Annotated in this window: 16 protein-coding genes; 3 read left to right on the top strand and 13 right to left on the bottom strand. The window is 57.7% G+C overall.

The genetic code is table 11. The features are described from left to right. Positions 1-52: 52 nt before the first annotated feature. Positions 53-328, bottom strand: a complete 276-nt coding sequence (locus tag DW189_RS01375) for a putative quinol monooxygenase (RefSeq protein WP_117506613.1) — start codon at positions 326-328, stop codon at positions 53-55. Positions 329-348: 20 nt separating this feature from the next. Further along, positions 349-855 carry a thiol peroxidase gene (tpx, locus tag DW189_RS01370; protein WP_022332999.1) on the bottom strand — a complete coding sequence of 169 codons (507 nt, stop codon included), beginning with the start codon at positions 853-855 and terminating at the stop codon, positions 349-351. A gap of 275 nt (positions 856-1130) precedes the next feature. Here tpx and DW189_RS01365 point away from each other — a divergent pair, with 275 nt between their 5' ends. Next, positions 1131-2390, top strand: a complete 1260-nt coding sequence (locus tag DW189_RS01365; protein WP_117506612.1) for a porin — start codon at positions 1131-1133, stop codon at positions 2388-2390. 69 nt (positions 2391-2459) lie between these two features. On the opposite strand, the gene DW189_RS01360 is transcribed toward DW189_RS01365, so the two are convergent. The 11 genes from DW189_RS01360 to DW189_RS01310 form a co-directional block, all read right to left on the bottom strand. After that, the gene (locus DW189_RS01360) at positions 2460-2954 is read right to left on the bottom strand and encodes a 3'-5' exonuclease (protein WP_018696864.1); all 495 of its coding nucleotides are present in this window, start codon (positions 2952-2954) and stop codon (positions 2460-2462) included. Positions 2955-3068: 114 nt separating this feature from the next. After that, on the bottom strand, positions 3069-4223 hold the full coding sequence (locus DW189_RS01355; RefSeq protein ID WP_141417515.1) for a DUF5689 domain-containing protein: 1155 nt from the start codon (positions 4221-4223) through the stop codon (positions 3069-3071). A 15-nt stretch (positions 4224-4238) separates the two neighbouring features. Next, positions 4239-7076, bottom strand: a complete 2838-nt coding sequence (locus tag DW189_RS01350; RefSeq protein WP_117506610.1) for a TonB-dependent receptor — start codon at positions 7074-7076, stop codon at positions 4239-4241. Positions 7077-7091: 15 nt separating this feature from the next. Further along, positions 7092-8123 carry a nuclease gene (locus tag DW189_RS01345; protein ID WP_032134329.1) on the bottom strand — a complete coding sequence of 344 codons (1032 nt, stop codon included), beginning with the start codon at positions 8121-8123 and terminating at the stop codon, positions 7092-7094. Between the two features lie 10 nt (positions 8124-8133). Next, entirely contained in the window at positions 8134-9342 is a 1209-nt protein-coding gene (locus DW189_RS01340) for a DNA/RNA non-specific endonuclease (RefSeq protein ID WP_181969285.1), read from the bottom strand. Positions 9343-9446: 104 nt separating this feature from the next. Continuing rightward, a complete protein-coding gene (locus DW189_RS01335) occupies positions 9447-11825 on the bottom strand; it encodes a BACON domain-containing protein (protein WP_117506608.1) in 2379 nt (792 codons plus the stop codon). Positions 11826-12453: 628 nt separating this feature from the next. Continuing rightward, positions 12454-13983, bottom strand: coding sequence for a glutamine-hydrolyzing GMP synthase (gene guaA / locus DW189_RS01330; RefSeq protein ID WP_197408215.1), 1530 nt, complete (start codon positions 13981-13983; stop codon positions 12454-12456). A 152-nt stretch (positions 13984-14135) separates the two neighbouring features. Continuing rightward, positions 14136-14480: a DUF3795 domain-containing protein gene (locus tag DW189_RS01325; protein WP_117506607.1), complete on the bottom strand. Its 345-nt coding sequence runs from the start codon at positions 14478-14480 to the stop codon at positions 14136-14138. Beyond that, complete coding sequence (gene guaB, locus DW189_RS01320; RefSeq protein ID WP_055203249.1) at positions 14473-15951, bottom strand: IMP dehydrogenase; 1479 nt, start codon at positions 15949-15951, stop codon at positions 14473-14475. Before guaB ends, DW189_RS01325 begins: the two co-directional genes overlap by 8 nt. A gap of 392 nt (positions 15952-16343) precedes the next feature. Next, positions 16344-17159 (bottom strand): 3-methyl-2-oxobutanoate hydroxymethyltransferase, encoded by an 816-nt coding sequence (gene panB, locus DW189_RS01315; RefSeq protein ID WP_055203247.1) that lies wholly within the window; start codon positions 17157-17159, stop codon positions 16344-16346. A 245-nt stretch (positions 17160-17404) separates the two neighbouring features. Continuing rightward, a complete protein-coding gene (locus tag DW189_RS01310; protein WP_022333009.1) occupies positions 17405-17941 on the bottom strand; it encodes an RNA methyltransferase in 537 nt (178 codons plus the stop codon). Between the two features lie 87 nt (positions 17942-18028). Between DW189_RS01310 and DW189_RS01305 the strand changes: the two genes are divergently transcribed. Together DW189_RS01305 and DW189_RS01300 are read left to right on the top strand one after the other, a co-directional pair. Next, positions 18029-19132, top strand: a complete 1104-nt coding sequence (locus tag DW189_RS01305; RefSeq protein ID WP_055211149.1) for a hypothetical protein — start codon at positions 18029-18031, stop codon at positions 19130-19132. A 27-nt stretch (positions 19133-19159) separates the two neighbouring features. Continuing rightward, positions 19160-20836 (top strand): glutamine--tRNA ligase/YqeY domain fusion protein, encoded by a 1677-nt coding sequence (locus tag DW189_RS01300; RefSeq protein WP_117506606.1) that lies wholly within the window; start codon positions 19160-19162, stop codon positions 20834-20836. Positions 20837-20917: the final 81 nt, after the last annotated feature.

Below are 20917 nucleotides of genomic sequence, written 5' to 3'. Positions count from 1 at the left end.
TATCTGTCTTTCCTTCTATGGCGAACGGATTTCCCGCCGCATGGACACCGAATCAGAAGACGAACTTTTCGAGTTTCATCTCGCCGAGCTGGTGCAGGCGCGGTACGAGGGTCGTGAAATGCGACGCCTGCTCGTGCGCGGCCAGCGCCTTGGCGTCGCTCCACGTCTCGCAGATCATCAGCACGTCATTGCGCGTAGTGCTTTCGAACAGGTCATAGGCCACGCAGCCTTCGTCCTTGAGCGAAGCCGCCACCAGTTCCTTGGCCGTATTTACCACTTCCTCGCGGTTGGAATCCGTCGTACGGATAAAAACATTCAATCGTATCATTTCGTTCTATTTAATTAAGTTTAAAAGGCTTTCACGGCCTCGACGGCCGCATCGTAATCGGGTTCCTCGGTAATTTCGGGCACGAGCTGGGTGTAGACCACCTTCCCCGCCTTGTCGATCACCACCACGGCACGGGCGAGCAACCCAGCCAGCGGGCCGTCGGCCATCAGCACGCCATAGGCGCCGGCAAAACCCGCAGCACGGAAATCCGACGCGGGAACGACGTTGGCGATACCCTCGGTCGTACAGAACCGGGACTGCGCGAAAGGCAGGTCTTTCGACACGGCCACGACGACCGTGTCGGGCAGCGAAGATGCCAGCTTATTGAATTTTCGCACCGAAGTCGCACAGACGCCCGTATCGAGGCTGGGAAATATGTTCAGCACGACGCGCTTGCCTTTCAGGTCACTGAGTTTCAGCGGGGAGAGATCCCCCTTTACCAATTCGAAATCGGGAGCCTGGGCGCCGGCCCGGATGAATTCGCCGTCGATATGCACGGGCGTGCCCTTGAATTTTGTCGTTGTCATCGTCTTTTTATTTTTCTGTCGTTTCATAAAACGTAAAACCGGCAGGTTTATTGTCCGGCAGGCGACATGCCGCCAACGGAAACCGTGCACGGATGCCGCACCACAAATTTAGTTCCTTTTCGGGAAGATTCCAACGGCTATTTCATATTCTTTTCAGGTTTACCGCCCAACTTTGCAGCGACTTAACCGGGTAAGAGCATATTTTTTGTATTTTTGCCCGAACCCGGCCGAAACGAAACGAAACAAAACGAAACAAACAGACAGACAAGACCGACATGAAAAAGACACTCCTTCTGCTCATGCTGACGTGCAGCTGCGCAATCGCTGCAGCACAGGAACGCTCGCCACTGAGGCAAACCGAATTCATCTCCGCCGATTCGCTCGAAGACGAACACGAACTGTTGGAGCGCATACGCAACATGCCCAACCTCGAAGTCGGCAAGGGCATCACGTTCCGTCCCAAAAGCAACTGGTTCTCACTGACGATGCGCTTCCGGATGCAGAACATGGTGGGACTCTCGTTCGACAAGGATTTCACGCTCACGAAAACCGATGCGCAGGTCAAGCGCCTGCGCCTGCGCTTCGACGGGTACATCTATTCCCCGAAACTGGTCTATTCGGTTCAGCTGGGATTCACCTCCTACGACACGGAACCGCTGCCCAACGGCAATATGAACATCGTCCGCGACGCAATCGTCTACTACGTCCCGAGTCCCAAGTGGAACATCGGGTTCGGGCAGACCAAGATCAAGGCCAACCGGGCGCGCATTAACTCTTCGAGCGCCCTGCAATTTGTCGACCGCAGCATCGTCAACAGCGAGTTCAACCTCGACCGCGATTTCGGGTTCTTCGGCGAATACAACATGCGCGGGGGCGAGGGCTTCAACCTCTCGGCCAAAGGTTCGGTGACGCTGGGCGAAGGCCGCAACTGGGGCAGTTCGTCCAACGGCGGGCTCGCCTACACGGGACGGCTGGAGCTCTACCCGCTGGGGCGGTTCAAGTCGAAAGGCGACGTGATGGAGGGGGATTTCGAAGGCGAGGAGCAGGTCAAGATACTCGTGGCCGGAGCCTACTCCTACAACCACAAGGCATCGCGCCTGAAAGGCCAGCGCGGCGCCGTCATGCCGGACGACGCGACCCGCAACATCGGCTCCTATTTCGCGGATTTCATCCTCAAATACCGGGGCTTCGCATTCTATACCGATTTCATGGGACGCAGCTGCGACCGACCGCTGTTCGACTCCCAGAGCAATGCCTTCGTATACAGCGGGCAGGGGCTCAACATACAGACCAGCTACCTGTTCGACAAGAAATGGGAGGTCGCCCTGCGTAATTCGACGCTCTTCCCCGAGCACGAGGTACAACCCTTTGCGGGGTACAAGCGCTGGAACCAGACGACCGTAGGCATCACCCGTTACATCATCGGCCACAGCCTGAAAGTACAGGCCGACATGTCGTACAACCACCGCAGCGAATCGTTCGACCCCGACTACAACCGCTGGGAAATCCGCTTCCAGCTGGAGCTGGGGCTCTGACCCGGCAACAGGAAAATACGAAAACTCCCGGCTATTGCCGGGAGTTTCTGTTTCGGGGCAGGAGCCCCGTTACAGGATTTTCAGCGCGATCCGCGCGCACGCCTCGGCATCGGCCAGGGCATGGTGGTGGTTGGCAAGGTCGAAACCGCACGCCGCCGACACGGTATGGAGCTGGTGGTTGGGCAGGCGGCTGCCGAACGTCCTGCGCGAGGCGCGGCACGTACAATAGAACCGGTAGCCGGGGTAAGGCATCCCGTACAACTCGAACACGGCGCGCAGGCACCCCTCGTCGAAGGGCGAGTTGTGCGCCACGAGCGGCAGCCCCTCGATGCGGGGTGCAATCTCGCTCCATACGGCCGCGAAGTCGGGCGCCTGGGCCGTATCCTCGTAGCTGAGGCCGTGGATAGCCGTGGTAAAACGGCTGTAAAAATTAGGACGCGGGCGGATCAGGCTGTAAAGCGTGTCGACCACCTCGCCGCCACGCACCACGACGACGCCCACCGAGCAGACGCTCGTACGCCGGCCGTTGGCCGTCTCGAAATCTATGGCTGCAAAATCTTTCATCGGTCAGGAGTGAATATCCGGGGCAAAGATACGGATTTTAACGCTTCCCGGTATCGCCGGCAACGAAAAAACGGCCGCCTTTCCGAGGGCGGCCGTCGTTTCTGCCGGAGCGGGTTATTCGGTATACTCGTCGTCCGACGTGTCGGGCGTAACCCACGAGTCGGCCGGCGTCAGCTGCTCGACTTCCGCCTCCGTCAGGAAGGCGTCTTCATCGAACATGATGTCGTCGAAATAGTTGACCGTGCACTGGTAAGCGCCGTAGTTGTATGTCCAGTCCTTGGAGTAGATGCCGAAGATGGCCATGATATCGCCTTTCGCGCCGTCGCGGACGACGGGATACTGGGCGAAACGCGAATAACCGCTCGTGCGCACCGTATAGACACCCTTCTTGTTGGTCGTCGAAGGCAGGGTGCTGTCATAGGTGAAAAGCACCGAACCGTAGAGGTTCGTACCAGCATTGCTGAACGCCCACCGATACCAGACCTTGTTCATCACCGGGCGGATGTCGGTATACATCCACGCGGGATAGATGTTCGACCCTACCGTCCCGTAACGGCACGTAACGCCGCGCAGGATCACCAGGCGCCCGAAATACTGCTGCCCGTTCTGGCCGAAGAAATCGTCGCAGTTGGCTTCGGTGACCTCGAGGATCTCCTTGCCCAGCTCCAGCTGCGTCTCCCCGCCGAGGAATACGCGCTTGCGGATCTCCGTCGGGTCTTCGATGTTCGAGTTGGCATAGAATTTATGTTCGCCCACCTTGTTGTAGGAATCGGTAGGCCCCTCGCCCAGCGACAGCATCATGCGGTAGTTGCCGATATAAAGGCCCGAGACCTTGACATAGACCCAGTTCGAGGGGATCGTACCCGTGGCCTTGTCGAAACGCCCCATCGGATAGGTAAAATAGAGCCCCGTGGTGAGCTTCACCTCGATGGCACCCGAATCGTCCACCAGGTAGAGCGACTTGTAGACGTTGCCCTCCTCGTCGCTCGACTGCACCTTGCCCTTGATGTAGTAATCCAGCCCGTCGGGCGACTGGCCGATCTGTACGTACTTCGTATCGCCCCAGCTCGAGTTGCTGCCCGTACCGCCGAGCGACTTGTGCTCATCGAGGAACATCTGTTTCACATCGGCGATGGAGATATGCTTCATCCCCGCGAAATCCTCGTCGGTATAGACTTTGGCGGGCTTCGGCGCATCGAAATCATTATAGCACCCCGTAACCGCAAACATCACGGCCAGCACGGCACATAACTGAAATATCTTTTTCATAATCGTCATATCGTATTAGAAGCGGAAATATACATTCAGGTAATAGGTCGTCCCCAGCAGGTAAAAGTACTTCGAATCGAACGGTACGTAGTACTGGATCGGCTGGGCGGCCGCACCCTCCTTGTTCACATAGGTACGGCGCGAAAGGCGCATCTGTTCGTAACCGCCCGTGCGGATCGTCTGGTCGTTGAGGATATTCTTCACCTCGAGGCTGAAGCCCAGCTGGTAGATGCGGTGGATGTACCAGTTCTTGCCGACGCTCAGGTTGAGCGTATAGGCCGAGTCGAATTTCTCCTGCTCGCGCAGGTTCATCAGCGCCGTGTATTTCACGGCGCCGGGAAGCTGTGCCGCCTCGTCGGGGCGCAGTACCGTGGCATAAGCGGCACGGGTACGGCGCGCGGGGTTCATCGAGAGGTAGATACGGTCGTAATAGTTGAAATCGACCGAGGCGAACCAGTTGCGCGGGCCGCGGTAGCTCAGACCGAGGTTGAGCGCCGTCTGCGGCGTGCTTTCGACGTAGAGGTCGTCCCAGAGCACCTTGTCGCCGCGGAGCACCTCCTCGCTGTTGTCGCGCGTCTGCGTGAAGTTGGCGTCCGACGTATAGCGGTAGTCGCCCAGGCTCAGGGCGCCGTTGAACGAGATGCCGCCCCAGATGGGAACCACGACGCCCACTTCGAGGCCGTAGTAACGCTTGTCGATGCCGCTCATGGCAAAGTTGGTGAACGACGACTGCGTATCGTCATAGTACGAGATAACCTTCGACTGGTCGGCGACCGAGGTATAGTAACCCGAAACGCGCGCCGTGATCCACGGCAGGTTGAGGTTGTAGGACAGATCTACGCCGAGTACCTTCTCGGAATCGAGGCCCGGCGTAGTCGTATTGCGGGTACGCGCCGAAACGAAAGCGTCGCGGAACTGCGGGGGATTGACCATGTAGGCCACATTGGCGTCGATGGCGTGCGCACCCGAGAAACGGTACGAGAACTCGCCCTTGAGCTTGTAGGTCAGGTAATCGAGCGTCTTCGATTTGCCGAGCGAGTTGTTCGCGAAGAGGCCCTTGCGCAGCCGGCCGTCGCGCCACATGGCCGTATAGCCGACCTCGCCGCCGAGGCTCATCGTGAAACCGCCGAACGAGGCGTAATACTGCGCCCAGACCTGTGCCTGGCGCAGGTTGGCGTAGTAATCGTAGCTGAACTTATCGCCTTCCCCGACGCGGCGGGCCTCGCCGTGCTTGAGGTAATAATCCAGGTCGTTCTGCGAAAGCAGCGGGTTGTAGTTGCCGTTGTCGCGCAGGGCGAACTTATCCACGTCGAGCCAGTAGTCGGCACCGAGCAGGTCTTTCACCTCGTCGTAGTACTCCGTGCGGTTGACACGCGCCGTCAGGCCTCCGCGCAGCACGGACTGGTTGCGGAACGTATGGGCGATGTTGGCCGCGAAGTTGAAATCGCGCTGGTCGGTATGGCGTTCTTCGATCATGTAGATGCCCGAAGCCCCGGACTTGTTGCGGTTGTAGTTCATGCGGAACATGTTGTCATAATCCATCTGGCTCTTGCTGGGGTCGGTGATCCACTCACGCATCGAACGCAGCGCAAGGTCGTTGTACGTCCCCAGATCCGAACTCTCGATGCCCTCGGACAGCTGGAGGATACGGTTCGTGTAGAAGCTGGGCAGGTAACGGTAGTAGTCGGGGCGCGGGTCGGGGCCGTCCGTCCACGTCAGGGCCGAATAGCCGTTCTTGCCGAAGCGGAACGAAGCCGCGGCGGCAAGTTTGGTATTCGACGAAATGTCGAACCCGTAGTTGAGCATCACGATCGGCTCGTGGTAATCGCGCACGCGCGAGTTGCGCAGCTTGCCGTCCTGCTTGCCCACGTTGGGGTTGTAGTAGTTGTTACTCAACAGGTCGTAGGCCTCCTGCGTCGACGCCTGCTGCGCTCCGCGCTCGGTCGGTGCGCCCAGGATGGTCAGCGCCAGGTTGTGGCGGTCGTCGCCGAAACGCTTTTCGACCGATGCGAAGTAACCGTAGGCATTGTAGTACACCCCGTCGACATAGGAGTTGCCGCCCTGGCGGGTCGAGAACGAGAAGGCGTACGACCATCCGTTGTCGAGCAGGCCCGAAGCGTAGGAAACCATCGCGCGGAAGCGGTACATCGAGTTGCCGTTCACGACGCTGGCACGGAAGCCCTTACGCATCTGCGAAGCGCGCGCATTGACATTGGTCGTGCCGCCGATGCCGTCGATGCCGTAGCCCGACGAGCGCAGCCCGGCGGTATTCTCCTGGTTACGCGTGGCGTCGTTCAGGCCGCTCCACAACGACCAGGGGCCATAGCCCGTCATGGCATCGTTGAACCGGATGCCGTTCAGGTAGATGCTCGAATACTGCGAGTCGTAACCGCGCACGTTGAAACGCATCTCGCTGAATTTATACGAGGCGATGTTGTTGAAGACATCCTTCGACGACGAAAGCGACGAAGGCAGCGACTGCCCGTCGGCCGCCGTGTCGGAGTCGAACTCCGCGAACACGGCATCGTCGATGACATACTGCACATCGGGGGACATCACCACCGAATTGAGGTTCTTGACCATCTTGTCGACACGAACCGCCAGGTCGAGGTTCTCGAACTCGGGGGCTTCGAATTTCAACTGGTATTCCCCTTTGGGCAGCTGGTCGATATTGAAATTACCGTGGTTGTCGGTCATGACGGTGACGCCGAGCGGTTCGACGACCACCTTGACATTGCTCAGTGCGACACGGCCGTCACGCGAGACGACCTTGCCTTTGACGCCCCCGTCCTGGGCATACGCCCCGGCACAGGCCAGCGTGAGCAGGATAACAAGTAAAGCTCTGATCTTCATAATTACTTTGTTGGGTTATTTACCGATGTAAATGAATACGGGAAGGTGGTCGCTGTATCCCCCCTGGAAATTGTTGCCCACGAACGTACGCAGCGGGTAGCCCTTGTACTGGCCTTCCTGCTGGAACAGATAGGGGGCACGGAAAATATTGCCGTAATATTTCCCCTTGGGGGCACGCTCCAGCTTGAGCGAACCTGTCGAGCCGGTAGCGAGGTTCTCCGACACGACGATATTGTCGAACAGGTTCCACTGGTCGCGGTAGGCAAGCGAACCGATACCCGCCTTCAGCATGTCGATAAAAGGATTGTAGTATCCGCCCGGTTGGAGCTTGCGGATGTTGCCTTCGGCGCCGAGCACCTCGGTGATGCTCTTGTCGGTGGCGTCGTCGTTGAAGTCACCCATCATCACGACCTTGGTCGCGGGGTTGATCGCCAGCACCGAGTCGGCGGCATGGCGCATGATCTCGGCGGCGCGCTCGCGCTTGGGAGCCGAAGCCTCCTTGCCGCCCAGGCGCGAAGGCCAGTGGGCCACCATGAAATAGAACGGTTCCCCGTCGATCGTCCCCCACATCGTCACCACGTCGCGCGTGCGGAAATTCGGCAGGCTCTCCATCGTAAACGGGATCGGGGCGCTGCCTTCGAGCTTGAACACGTCGGGACGGTAGTAGAACGCCACGTCCACGCCGCGGGCATCGGGCGAATCGTAGTGCACGATGCGGTAATTGGCCGGGGCGAGTTTGGGCGTAGCGATCACGTCCTCCATGACATTGCGGTTCTCGATCTCCGAAACACCGATCACCACCGGGTAGTCCTTGTTGATGGCGGCGATGTCGAACAACACGCGCGAAAGGTTATTGATCTTTTTGGTGTACTTGGGCGTATTCCACTTCTTGGGCCCTTCGGGCGTAAACTCCTCGTCGTAAATCTCCGGGTTGCGGATCGTATCGAAGAGGTTTTCGAAGTTGTAGAAAACGACCTTGTAGGGTTTCTGGGCGAAGCAGGCGACGATCAGCGCTGCGAAAAGCCCGGTAAAAAGCAGTTTCTTCATATAATTCAGATTAATTTATACCCCAGTCGGAGGGATTGTTCTGTGCCTTCACGTCGGCGGCAATGTCCTCGTCGAGCATCGTAAAGAATTTATAGCCCGTTTTCTCTTCGATGTCGGCGACGCTCGTGAGATATTCCTTCAACCCGTTTTTGCTCGACGAAGCGTTTTTCGCCCAGAACCCGATGGCCATCAGCTGCGACGCATCCGTAATCTGGTCGACCCGTTTCCCCGTCCGGCCGCTCCGGGTACGCAGCAGCACCTTCCAGCAATACTCCGGAACGGCGACCGACGTACCCGCCTTGTCCGAACCGGAACCCTGCACGCCGTAGGTACCCGTCACGATATAAAGCGTATCGGCACACCGTTTCGACGATGCGGTATTCTCCATACTGAGCCAGGAGCCACCGTTAAACGCAGAATTCTGCGGCATGATGTTGGTCGAATAGAAGGTCTGTTCATTCAGCAGCGGGGAATAGGGAACATAGCGGTGGTTGGACATACACTGGTGACCGCGAATACCGCCGCTGCGATAGGAACCGAGCGAGAGGTCGGCTTGATACTGGGACGGTATGTCGGGATCATATGCCCATGTGTCCGCACGGTTGTATGAACCCTGCATATAACAATCGTGGATCGGATAGGCGACCCAGTTGGCGATGCGTTTCTTCGTGTCGTAGCAGATCGTAAAGTTACGTGCCGTCACAGTCGAAGAGAGCGGCGCGTAATGTGTTACGTAACGGTAATCGGAGTCTTCGACATAGGCGGGCAATTCCGCCCACGCGTGATCCATCGACGCCGGAACCGAGTAGTCCGCCTGGTCGATCGTCAACGTGAATTCGTGCCCGCCGTCGAAAACGACATCGACCGCAGCCCGGCGCGAAGCGCCCGTTTCATTATCGTCCAGGTAGAGGTACACGACATCGTTCGCCGAAACGAGTTTCGCCGATTTGGTCGTGGTATGCGTCCTGCGCGACGTCCAGCACCAACTGCCGCCTTCGGTCACGGTGACGGTGTAAGCCGTACCTACGGGCCCCGTCAGTACGAGCCGGGGATCGGTCGCATAACCTTTGGCGTCGAGCGTGGTCGTCTCGGTTTCCATGAACACCGCGGAAATATTCGCCGGGGTGCCGTCGTCGGAGGAACCGCACCGCCCGAAAACCAGCAGGAGCGCCCCGAGCACCATAGCCCGCCCGAAAAGTTTCAATAACCCGTTTGTCAAAATCATGTGGGAATTTGCAGATAAAAATGTCAGGTAGAAAATCCGACAATCATCCCCGGCGGAAGCCAATCCGCCGGGGATGGATTATCGGAATCAGAGAGTTGCTATTCGCTCAATTCATAAAGGGCGACAGTAATATACCCTTTACCTATATTTGAAGTTGCATATCCTCCAAAACGATTGTCATACTCAGTGTCTCCATTTCGGTATAGGAGTGCACGCCCCGTCACCTCGGAATCTTTAATCAAAAATGTCCCTGCAGTTTCTTCATCAGCAACCCATTTTCTTGATGATGCATCAACAATTGCCAACTGCGTCTTACCACTACTATTATTAGCGTACTCAATAAATTTGCCTGCTGTATTTTGGATCGTATACGCACCGTCACTCGCTACAATGGTAACAGCATGGGCATTATTTGCCGCATTTGCTTCGATTTTTCCATTTGCAACCGTAATCGCAATTCCATCAAACAATTTGCTAGCGTTCAACCCCGCAGATGCCGGTAAAACAGCATATTTATCTCCATTTTCAGCCACTATCAGGTATTTTTTACCCGATGTAATAGAGGTTACGCGCACATACCCGCTTCCCACTATTTTCCCGGCCTGCGAAATCGCAACGGTTTTGGTATCCACAGCAGCACCGGCCTTCATCAGTTTGATGGTCAGCGTGGCGGTGATAGCCTGCTCCGTCGTGTTTTCCTTGGGCGTCACGGTTACAACCATCCCCTTTACGGAAGTCGTGAACTGCTCCGATTTATCCGTAGCGGCTTCGATCGTGCAGTCGTCGGCATTGGCAGCCGTGACCGTCACGGTCTTGGCATTGTCCGTCGCAGCGAAAGAAAGCGACGTCGGGTCGAGCTTGGTAATCTTCGGTTCAGCGGGTGCATCACCATCCTTTTCGACCGATACGGCAATCGTGCTAAGCATCTTACTCTGGTTGGTCATACCTAACGTATAACCCTTGACAATAACAACCTGTCCATTAAGGGACGCATCGACAAAACCATCGGCGGGATATGCCAGAGAGCCCTGCAGATCCGTACCATCGACAGCTATATTATAGTAATACCCGTCTATCGTAAGCGTGCCCGAATATTCGATATATTTAATAACGGGAGTGGCTGCCGCATAGGCATCGAAAGCGGCTCCGTCGAACTTCTCGGGAGTAGGCTGTGTGAAGGAACCGTCAGACACCTTTTCTATTACCAGGTCGGTTTCAGAGAACTGTACCAACTTACTGTAAGTAGTCGTCTTGCCGGTCACCTTGACAGTCTGGCCAATCGTAGCGGAATAATCTACCACAGGCTTATTATCTTTCCATCCAAGATAGACCAGAATCTTCCCGCTATTGTCCTGAATCAGGAAACTACGTCCGTTAATCGCCACGACTTGTCCCTGCGTAGTATAGGTCGCGCCTACCGAACCGGCAATGACTTCAGCAATGGTCTTCGTTTCAGTTACAGGAGGAGTAATATTGTCCAGGTCGACCTCCGTACCACCGATGCCCTCGAAAAGTTTCACGTCGTCGATACGGTGTGCGGATGTAAGATCCGAAGTAAATTTAATGTAAAGTTCCGAAGGCACCTGTTTCAGCGTGAAATTGGCCGTCGCCAAAGCCCAGGTACCGTAGTTAGAGTGCTCGTCGTCCCCGACAGGGCGGTCATAGGTAATTTCCGCCCAGTTTTCACCGTCCTTGCTCAGATATACATGGAACTCCGAAGTCTTGAAGGCATTGTCCTTATCTTCAAAAATACTACGGTATGAACCGAACGTAAGTTGAAGGTTCTTCTGGGTAGATTCAAGTGCGATTTTCTGAATCTCAAAAACACCGCTCGTTCCGAAGAACATATTGTTGACACCGGAAGCGTCGTCCTTGTACTTCGAATGGCTATCGTTCGAAGGCGAATTCGAACGAACACTTATACCGCTCGTTTTATAAGCAACATTGTCGGCACCCGTACCGGTCTGATTCTTCCAGCCCTCGAATGCATCTGCGAAGGGGAATTTATTATCCGACCCCTTTTGAGCCTGCTCCTTATCGAAATCGTTAGCATAGATAGCATCGCCCGTGGGGGGGGGTGTAACCCCGCTGCCGTACTGTTTTACGGCTACGGACGACTCGGCCTGACCCCATTTGCCGAATTCGGGGTGGATAAGCGTGAAGGAGATTTTGCCTTCGCGCAGGTTCGTACCGGCGGGCAGCTCGGAAACCGTAACGGAGATCGTTCCGTTGCCTTTGCCGCTCATCGGGGAAATGGTAGCCCAATCCAGGTTACTTGCAGTAACCGTCCATTCGCAGTTCGCCGTGATGGCAACGGTCTGCGTCGTCGCCGTCTCATCGGTGAAATCAAGCGCCGTCGGATCCGCCGTCAACTTCGGCGTCAGCGACTTGTCATCATCATCGGAGCATCCCGTAAATGCCGTGGCAGCCACGAGGAAGAATGCGCCGAACAACAACCTAAAAAGATGTTTACTCATAAAAAATAGTTTTAATTAGGTGATTATAAACTAATATCTGTACACAATAAATGACTTACGATTCTTCCGTTTTTTCAAGGGGAAACTATTACAAAGATAGTTTTTATTTCAAAAATACAAAAGGATTTCGGCATATATTTACTGTTAATATTCCGTTACATAGCAAAAAAAACGTTCCATGCTGCTTCGAAAGGGACAACCCGTCCGGCAGACAGCCTCGCAAGCACCCAAATCAAGGCATCGGCGGAGGCTTCCGTCCGGAACCGCCCCCCTGGCGCACCTTCGGCCAGGCAAAAAAAAAATTCCGCCCCGGAAACCGGGACGGGCGAAGTTTCAAGGCTGGTTGGCGGATTGCATCGGCAGGAGTCATAAACCGGCATCGTTTCCGATGCTGCAAAATTACCCTGCGGCTATTTCATCGTTGCGACAGTCCCGTTACAATCCCGGGAATATGGCATTACACGCACGTTGCAGCAGCCGGCAAAGCCGCTCGACCACACCACCCGGCCACAAAAGCAGCCTGCCCGGACTGTAAACGTCCGGGCAGGCCATGCCGAATAACGGGTTCGGCAACGATTGCAATACGGCGGCGGCCTGCCTCACACAGCGGCCGCGCAGGGATCATACCCTATTCCCACTCGATGGTTGCAGGCGGTTTCGAGGAGATGTCGTAGACGACGCGGTTGACCCCTTTGACTTTATTGATGATGTCGTTCGACACATTGGCAAGGAACTCGTAGGGCAGGTGCACCCAGTCGGCGGTCATGCCGTCGGTCGAGGTCACGGCACGCAGTGCGACGCAGCTCTCGTAGGTTCGCTCGTCGCCCATCACGCCGACGCTCTTCACGGGGAGCAGGATAGCCCCCGCCTGCCACACCTTGTCGTAAAGTCCGGCATCGCGCAGGGCGTCGATGTAGATTTTGTCCACGTCCTGCAGGATTCCGACCTTTTCGGGCGTAATGTCGCCCAGGATACGGATCGCAAGGCCGGGCCCCGGGAAGGGATGGCGCCCGATCAGCTGCTCGGAGATCCCGAGCGAACGGCCTACGCGGCGCACCTCGTCCTTGAAGAGCAGGCGCAGCGGCTCGACGATCCCGAGGTGCATCTTCTCGGGCAGCCCGCCGACGTTGTGGTGCGACTTGATCGTCGCCGAGGGGCCGTTGACCGACACCGACTCGATCACGTCGGGATAGATCGTCCCCTGCGCCAGCCAGCGCACGTCCTCGATCCGGATCGCCTCGTCGTTGAATACCTCGACGAAATCGCGGCCGATGATCTTGCGCTTGGTCTCGGGATCGCTCACGCCGGCCAGGTCACCCAGGAACTTGTCGCCGGCCTTCACGCCCTTGACGTTCAAGCCCATGTTCTTATACGACTCGAGCACGTCCTCGAATTCGTTCTTGCGCAGCAGGCCCGAATCCACGAAGATGCAGTAGAGGTTCTTGCCGATGGCCCTGTGCAGCAGCACGGCGGCCACCGACGAGTCGACGCCGCCCGAAAGCCCGAGCACGACCTTGTCGTCGCCCAGTTTCTCCTGCAACTCGCGCACGGTGGCCTCCACGAAACTCTCCGAGGTCCACTCCTGCCTGCAGCCGCAGATACCCACGACGAAATTCTTCAGCAGGTGCGTGCCGTCGGTCGAATGGTAAACCTCGGGGTGGAACTGGATGCCCCAGGTCTGCTCACCCTCGATGCGGAACGCAGCCACGCGCACCTCCTCGGTGCTGGCCACGACCTTGTAGTCAGCCGGCACGGACGTGATCGTATCGCCGTGCGACATCCACACCTGCGTGGTCGCAGGCAGGCCGCGCATCAGCGGGTCACCGGCATCGCCCACCGTAAGCATCGCACGGCCGTACTCGCGGCTGGGCGCAGGCTGCACTTCGCCGCCGAAGGCCGATGCGAGGAACTGTGCGCCGTAGCAGACCCCCAGCAGGGGCAGTTTGCCCTTGATGGCCGAAAGGTCGGGGGCAGGGGCATGCTCGTCCCTCACGGAGAAGGGACTGCCCGAGAGGATCACGCCCCGCACCGAAGCATCCGGCACCGGAATCTTGTTGAAGGGGTGGATCTCGCAATAGACATTCAGTTCGCGTACGCGCCGCGCGATGAGCTGCGTATACTGCGACCCGAAGTCGAGAATCAGGATTTTTTCCATAATATAATGTAAGTCCGACGAATCTGGGTTCATCAATTTCGGAAGGTTTACAAGCCATGAAACTCGCCGGACTCACTCTACGGCGTCTCCGACGCCGGTTCCAGGCTTAATATCCCTCTGAATCTCCCTTTGGCAAGGAAGACCCCGAATCCTTATTATTTTCTTTTTACCGGACGGTTGTAGCTTCCCGAAAGGCGCATCTCCGCGGCGAAAGCCTCGTTCCCGACTTCGCGGATGCGTTCTATGCAACCTCGGCGGTCTGAGCGAAAAACGACCTGAAAAACCCCGGCGATGAAATTATTGAACTTTCCGCAGGCATCCAGCGGCACCAGCGTGCATTCGGCGCAACTCTGCCAGCCGTTCTCCCGGCAGCAGGAACGAACCTTGCACCACACGGCCTTTTCGTTATCGCGGCACCCCGGACAACTCCCTTTCCGGAATTTCCGGCATGAACCGCAAAAAAGCCCGCAGGCCGCAATCCCGGGATCGGAACTATTCACCGCGGGAATAATTGGGCGTTTCACTCGTGATGGTCACGTCGTGCGGGTGGTTCTCCGTAACGCCGTTCGAGGTGATGCGGATGAACTGCGCACGCTGCAAAGCCGCGATGTCCCTGGCACCGCAATAACCCATGCCCGAACGGATGCCGCCGATAAGCTGGAAGACAGCCTCGCTCAACGTGCCCTTGAAGGGTACGCGCGCCACGATCCCTTCGGGAACGAGCTTGTTGATATTGCCTTCGCAGCCCTTCTGGAAATAGCGGTCGGCGGAACCCGCCTTCATGGCGTCGATCGAGCCCATGCCGCGGTAGGTCTTGAACTTACGGCCATTGTAGATGATCGTCTCGCCGGGAGACTCCTCCGTGCCGGCGAACATCGAGCCGATCATCACGCAGTCGCCGCCCGCAGCCAGCGCCTTGACGATGTCGCCCGAATAACGCAGGCCGCCGTCGGCGATAACCGGGACGCCCGTATCTTTGGCGGCCGACGCCGCGGCATAGATGGCCGACAACTGGGGAACGCCCACGCCCGCGATCACGCGGGTGGTGCAGATCGAGCCGGGGCCGATGCCGACCTTGATGCCGTCGGCGCCGTTCTCGATCAGGAACCGTGCGGCCCCTGCCGTGGCGATATTTCCGACCACCACGTCGAGCGACGGATAGGCAGCCTTGATCTCCTTGAGCTTATTGACGATATTCATCGAATGCCCATGCGCGGAGTCGAGCACCACGGCATCCACATCCTCCTCGACGAGCGCCTTCACGCGATCCAGCGCATCGGGCGTGATGCCCACGCCGGCAGCGACGCGCAGACGGCCTTTGGCATCCTTGCAGGCGTTGGGATGATCCTGCACCTTCGTGATATCCTTATAAGTAATAAGCCCCACCAGATGGCCTTCGTCGTCGACCACGGGGAGCTTTTCGATCTTGCAGTTGAGCAACACCTCCGAAGCGTTGGACAATTCGGAGCTATGCGTGGTGATGAGGCGGTCGCCGGGGGTCATCACCTCCTCGATACGGCGCGACATGTCGCGCTGGAACCGCAGGTCGCGGTTGGTGACGATACCGATCAGCTTCCGATCCGCGTCCACGACCGGGATACCCCCGATCTTGTTCTCTTTCATCAGGTTGAGCGCATCGCCGACCGTATGGTCTTTCGAGATGGTCACCGGGTCGTAAATCATGCCGTTCTCGGCCCGCTTCACCCGGCGCACGTGGGCGGCCTGCTCGGCGATGGACATGTTCTTGTGGATCACGCCGATCCCGCCTTCACGAGCCAGCGCAATAGCCATCGGCGCTTCGGTAACGGTGTCCATGGCAGCGGACACAATGGGGATGTTGAGTTTGATATTTCGCGAGAAACGGGTCTGGACACTGACCTCTCGCGGCAACACTTCCGAATAGGCGGGTATAAGCAGCACATCGTCGAACGTAAGTCCTTCGGGCTGAACCCTTTCATTGATAAAAGACATAATGAACGTGGATTTTTGTTGCTCGCAAATGTAGTGATAATTTTCGAAACGGCCTAATATCCGGGGCAACGCGACGATTTTTTTTATCAACAATTTATCAAAGCCGCCGGGTGCGGGCGAAATCCGGAGCCCCCGGGACAACGCCCGGCCAGCCCCGCGACGGGTAAATACACACGCCTGCGTCCGGGACAGCCCCCGGCTTCCCGGCCCGGGGCGCCGGGAAGCCGCCCGCGCAGTCCCGTACAAGCCGGAGGGGACGCTCCGCGCCCGGAATCCCCGGACAGCAATCGGGGGCATCCTCCCGCCGCCGACTTCCCGGACAGGAAAAATCCCCGGCCTCAGGGTCGGGGATCGAAATTATTCCGTCACGGCGGCCTGCGCACCCGGCGGGGTCAGTACTGCTCCTGCCCGTTGGGGAAATCGCACGACTTGACGTCCGTGATATACTGCGACACAGCGTCCGACATGACGGTATACAGGTCGGCATAGCGGCGCAGGAAGCGCGGCGAGAAACCCTTGTTGATGCCCAGCATGTCGTGGATCACCAACACCTGCCCGTCGCAGCCGTTACCGGCGCCGATGCCGATGGTCGGCGCGGAGATTTCGGAGGTGACGCGGGCGGCCAGCGCCGCAGGAATCTTTTCGAGCACGATGCCGAAGCACCCCGCATCGCTCAGCAGGTGGGCGTCGCGGACGAGTTTCGCTGCCTCGGCCTCCTCCTTGGCACGCACGCTGTACGTCCCGAACTTATGGATCGACTGCGGCGTCAGCCCCAGGTGCCCCATGACGGGTATTCCGGCCGAAAGGATGCGGTTGACCGATTCGAGGATCTCTTCGCCGCCCTCGATCTTCACGGCATCGGCCTCGGTCTCCTTCATGATGCGGATGGCCGAGTCGAGCGCCACCTTCGAATTGCCCTGGTAGGTTCCGAACGGCAGGTCGACGACGACCAGTGCACGGCTAACGGCACGCACGACCGAACGCGCATGGTAAATCATCATATCGAGGGTAATGGGAAGCGTGGTTTCGTAACCGGCCATCACGTTGGCCGCCGAGTCGCCCACGAGGATCACGTCGATACCCGCGGCGTCGACGATCCTGGCCATCGAATAATCGTACGAGGTCAGCATGGCGATCTTCTCGCCGCGCTGCTTCATCTCCGTCAGACGGTAGGTGGTCACTGCCCTGACAGTACTTTCTACAGACATAGTTTACTACGAACCCGATGGATTATTCAACATTTCATTCGTTCGCAAGGTTCCGGTATGGAATCCATCGGATTCGTATTACGGCGCAAAAACGCCAATTCCATATCGACAATCCTTCCAAACCTCCCTTTGAAAAGGGAGACTTATCAACACCTGTAAACCGGGGTGATAGCGCAAGCCGGGTGCAAAGCCAAATTTATCTGTTTTGCCGGGGCGCAGCTAAACCGAGGTTCAGCGCGGCAAAGTTAACGCTTCGGCCGGATTTGGCAAAAAAAATCCCACAAAACGACACCGCCCGAGACCGAAACGTTGATCGAATGCTTCGTCCCGGCCTGAGGGATCTCGATCGCGCCGTGGCACATGTCCACGGCCTGCTGCCCCACGCCCATCACCTCGTTGCCGAACACGAGCGCATATTTCACGCCCGGCTCCGCCCGGAAATCGCCGAGCATCACGGCACCTTCGACCTGCTCGACGGCATAGACCCGGTAGCCTTCGGCGCGCAGGCGGGCGATGCACTCCTCCGTCGTCTTGTGATAAGTCCACGGCACGGTCAGTTCGGCACCGAGCGCCGTCTTGTGGATGTCGCGGTTGGGCGGCGTCGCGGTGATGCCGCAGAGGGCGATGCGTTCCACGGCGAAAGCATCCCCCGTGCGGAAGAAAGCCCCTACGTTCTGCAACGAACGGACGTTGTCGAGCACCACCGCGACGGGCATTTTCTCCATCGCGGCGAACTCCCCGGCCGAGGGCCGGTTCAGCTCTTCGTTGGTGATTTTACGCATAACGTATGCAAATGAGTGATTTCGGGGTCAAAAGTAGTCAAATAATAAATATTTTACCTATTTTTGGGGTCTCAATTCAAAAGAATTATGTCACTCAAAAAAGTCTTGATGCTATCGTTCGCCGCCCTTGTCGCGGGAGGAAGCCTCAGCGCACAGAATCTGATCGTCGGCGCCGACTTCGCGACCCGCTTCGACAACCGGGAATACGCTAACAACGATTTCAACGAATCGCAGACGCTCTTCAGCGCCCGCTTCACACCCCGCATCGGCGTGGAATGGATGGAGAAAAACCGGCTGATCTTCGGCGTAGACCTCCTGCAGAACTTCGGGCAGCACAACGGCGCCCGCGAACCGTTCCTGAGCGACGTAAAACCGCTGATATATTACCAGTTCAACAGCAAGAACGTACAGGCCAACGCCGGTATCTTCGACCGCAAGGAGCTGTTGGGCGACTATTCGAGGGCGTTCTTCAGCGACTCGACGGCGTTCTACCACAACCGCCTGTCGGGTTTCCTCGGGCATTATAAATCCACCGAGCGCGAGAATACCTATGTAGAAATGGCGATCGACTGGGAAGGCATGTATTCCGAGCAGTCGCGCGAAATGTTCCGCATCATCTCGGCGGGACGCTACACGCTCGAGCGGGGCTTCTACTTCGGTTATGCCTTCTCGATGTTCCATTTCGCAGGTTCGAAGCTCAACGAGAACGTCACGGACAACCTGCTGGTAAACCCCTATGCGGGCTGGGGATTCAACGCCTTCTTCGACTTCGACATCAAGGCCGGGTTCCTCTTCGCCCCGCAGCGCGGCCGCAGCGTAGACCACAACTGGAAAAAACCGTGCGGTGCACAGATCGACTTCGTGCTGACCAAGTGGGGCGTGAAACTCGAGAACAACCTCTATCTGGGCGAAAACCTGCAACCCCTGCGCAACATCGCGGTCGGCGAAGACATCCCCATTACCTACGGACAGGACGGACTGTACGCCGGCGAACCGTTCTATGCCACGACGGAGCACATCTACAACCGCACGTGGGTCGGCTACGACCGCCGATTCTTCAAGGGCACGCTGGCCGTCGAGGCGGGCATGGTGTTCCACTACGACGGCACGGGCATGGGCACCCAGCAGGTCGTGAAGCTCTCGGTGGACATCCAGAAGCTGTTCAACATCGGCCCCAAGGCAAAGAAATAAAGCATACAACAAGCGAAACATACACATATGGCAAGCGAAACAAACGAAACACGGGAGAAGTCGCTGAACTTCCTCGAAGAGATCATCGAAGAGTCGATCGCCAAGGGCGAAACGCGCGTCCAGACCCGTTTCCCGCCCGAACCGAACGGCTACCTGCATATCGGACACGCCAAGAGCATCTGCATCAACTTTGGGCTGGCGAAAAAATACGGAGGCAAGTGCAACCTCCGTTTCGACGATACGAATCCCGTCAAGGAGGATGTAGAGTATGTCGATTCGATCAAGCGCGACATCCAGTGGCTCGGGTTCGACTGGGCCGTCGAACGCTATGCGTCGGACTATTTCGACCAGCTCTACGACTGGGCGATCGTACTGATTAAAAAAGGGTTGGCATACGTCGACGACCAGACACAGGAGCAGATCCGCGAAAACCGCGGTACGGTTTCCGTACCGGGCACTCCGTCGCCGTGGCGCGAACGCTCCGTGGAGGAAAACCTCGACCTGTTCGTCCGCATGAAAAACGGCGAATTCCCCGACGGGGCCAAGGTGCTGCGTGCCAAGATCGACATGGCGCACCCCAACATGCTCTTCCGCGACCCGATCATGTACCGCATCATCCATGCCGAGCATCACCGCACGGGCAACAAATGGTGCATCTACCCGATGTACGACTATGCCCACGGGCAGAGCGACTCGATCGAGCAGATCACCCACTCGATCTGCACGCTCGAATTCGACGTGCACCGTCCGCTCTACGACTGGTTCATCCAGGCGCTGGAGATCTACCCTTCGCACCAGTACGAATTCGCCCGGCTGAACCTCACCTACACGATGATGTCGAAGCGCAAGCTGCTCAAACTCGTGCAGGAAGGCGCCGTGATGGGCTGGGACGACCCCCGCATGCCGACGATCTGCGCTTTACGCCGCAAGGGCTATACCCCGGCCTCGGTGCGGAACTTCGCCGAGATGGTGGGCGTCGCCAAGCGCGACAACGTGATCGACCTGGGCAAACTCGAATACTGCGTGCGCGAAGACCTGAACAAGATCGCAGAGCGCCGCATGGCAGTGCTCAATCCGCTGAAAGTGGTCATCACCAACTACGAGGAAGGCAAGACCGAGCTCTTCACGGCGATCAACAACCCCGAAGACGAATCGGCCGGCACGCGGCAGGTGCCTTTCTCGAAGGTCATCTACATCGAGCGCGACGATTTCATGGAGGAGCCTCCCAAAAAGTTCTTCCGCCTGGCACCCGGCGGCGAGGTGCGCCTGCGCTATTCGTACCTGATCAGGTGCGAGGAGGTCGTCAAAGATGCCGCGGGCAACATCACCGAGCTGCGCTGCACCTACGACCCGATGTCGGGCGGCGGGTCGTCGAGCGACGGCCGCCGCGTAAAGGGCGTCATCCACTGGGTATCGGCCAAAGATGCCGTGGAGGCTGAAATCCGCCTGTTCAACCCGCTCTTCACGAAGGAGAACCCCGACGACGTGGAGGAAGGACAGACCTGGGAGGACAACCTCAACCCCGAATCCATGGTCAAGGTCACGGGCTACCTGGAGCCGTCGCTGCGCGACATACCCATAGGGCAGGCCGTGCAGTTCGAGCGCGTAGGCTACTTCTGCCCCGACACCGACTCGACACCCGAACACCCCGTGTTCAACCGCACGGTGACGCTCAAGGATTCGTGGGCGAAAATCAACAAGTAGGAAAACACGGAATACTATTTATAAAAACAAGACCTCCCGGTTCTGCCGAGAGGTCTTGTTTTAAATTATTTCACCCACCGG

The organism is Alistipes sp. AM16-43 (assembly GCF_003435745.1).
Classification (GTDB): domain Bacteria; phylum Bacteroidota; class Bacteroidia; order Bacteroidales; family Rikenellaceae; genus Alistipes; species Alistipes onderdonkii.
Note: the sequence above shows the minus strand (reverse complement) of the source record. Positions and strands in the feature narration are given on the sequence as shown.

Bases quoted from the DNA above. Each gene is read 5' to 3' on its own strand.
- DW189_RS01375 (WP_117506613.1), bottom strand. From the start codon at position 328: ATGATACGATTGAATGTTTTTATCCGTACGACGGATTCCAACCGCGAG.
- tpx (WP_022332999.1), bottom strand. From the start codon at position 855: ATGACAACGACAAAATTCAAGGGCACGCCCGTGCATATCGACGGCGAA.
- DW189_RS01365 (WP_117506612.1), top strand. From the start codon at position 1,131: ATGAAAAAGACACTCCTTCTGCTCATGCTGACGTGCAGCTGCGCAATC.
- DW189_RS01360 (WP_018696864.1), bottom strand. From the start codon at position 2,954: ATGAAAGATTTTGCAGCCATAGATTTCGAGACGGCCAACGGCCGGCGT.
- DW189_RS01355 (WP_141417515.1), bottom strand. From the start codon at position 4,223: ATGAAAAAGATATTTCAGTTATGTGCCGTGCTGGCCGTGATGTTTGCG.
- DW189_RS01350 (WP_117506610.1), bottom strand. From the start codon at position 7,076: ATGAAGATCAGAGCTTTACTTGTTATCCTGCTCACGCTGGCCTGTGCC.
- DW189_RS01345 (WP_032134329.1), bottom strand. From the start codon at position 8,123: ATGAAGAAACTGCTTTTTACCGGGCTTTTCGCAGCGCTGATCGTCGCC.
- DW189_RS01335 (WP_117506608.1), bottom strand. From the start codon at position 11,825: ATGAGTAAACATCTTTTTAGGTTGTTGTTCGGCGCATTCTTCCTCGTG.
- guaB (WP_055203249.1), bottom strand. From the start codon at position 15,951: ATGTCTTTTATCAATGAAAGGGTTCAGCCCGAAGGACTTACGTTCGAC.
- panB (WP_055203247.1), bottom strand. From the start codon at position 17,159: ATGTCTGTAGAAAGTACTGTCAGGGCAGTGACCACCTACCGTCTGACG.
- DW189_RS01310 (WP_022333009.1), bottom strand. From the start codon at position 17,941: ATGCGTAAAATCACCAACGAAGAGCTGAACCGGCCCTCGGCCGGGGAG.
- DW189_RS01305 (WP_055211149.1), top strand. From the start codon at position 18,029: ATGTCACTCAAAAAAGTCTTGATGCTATCGTTCGCCGCCCTTGTCGCG.
- DW189_RS01300 (WP_117506606.1), top strand. From the start codon at position 19,160: ATGGCAAGCGAAACAAACGAAACACGGGAGAAGTCGCTGAACTTCCTC.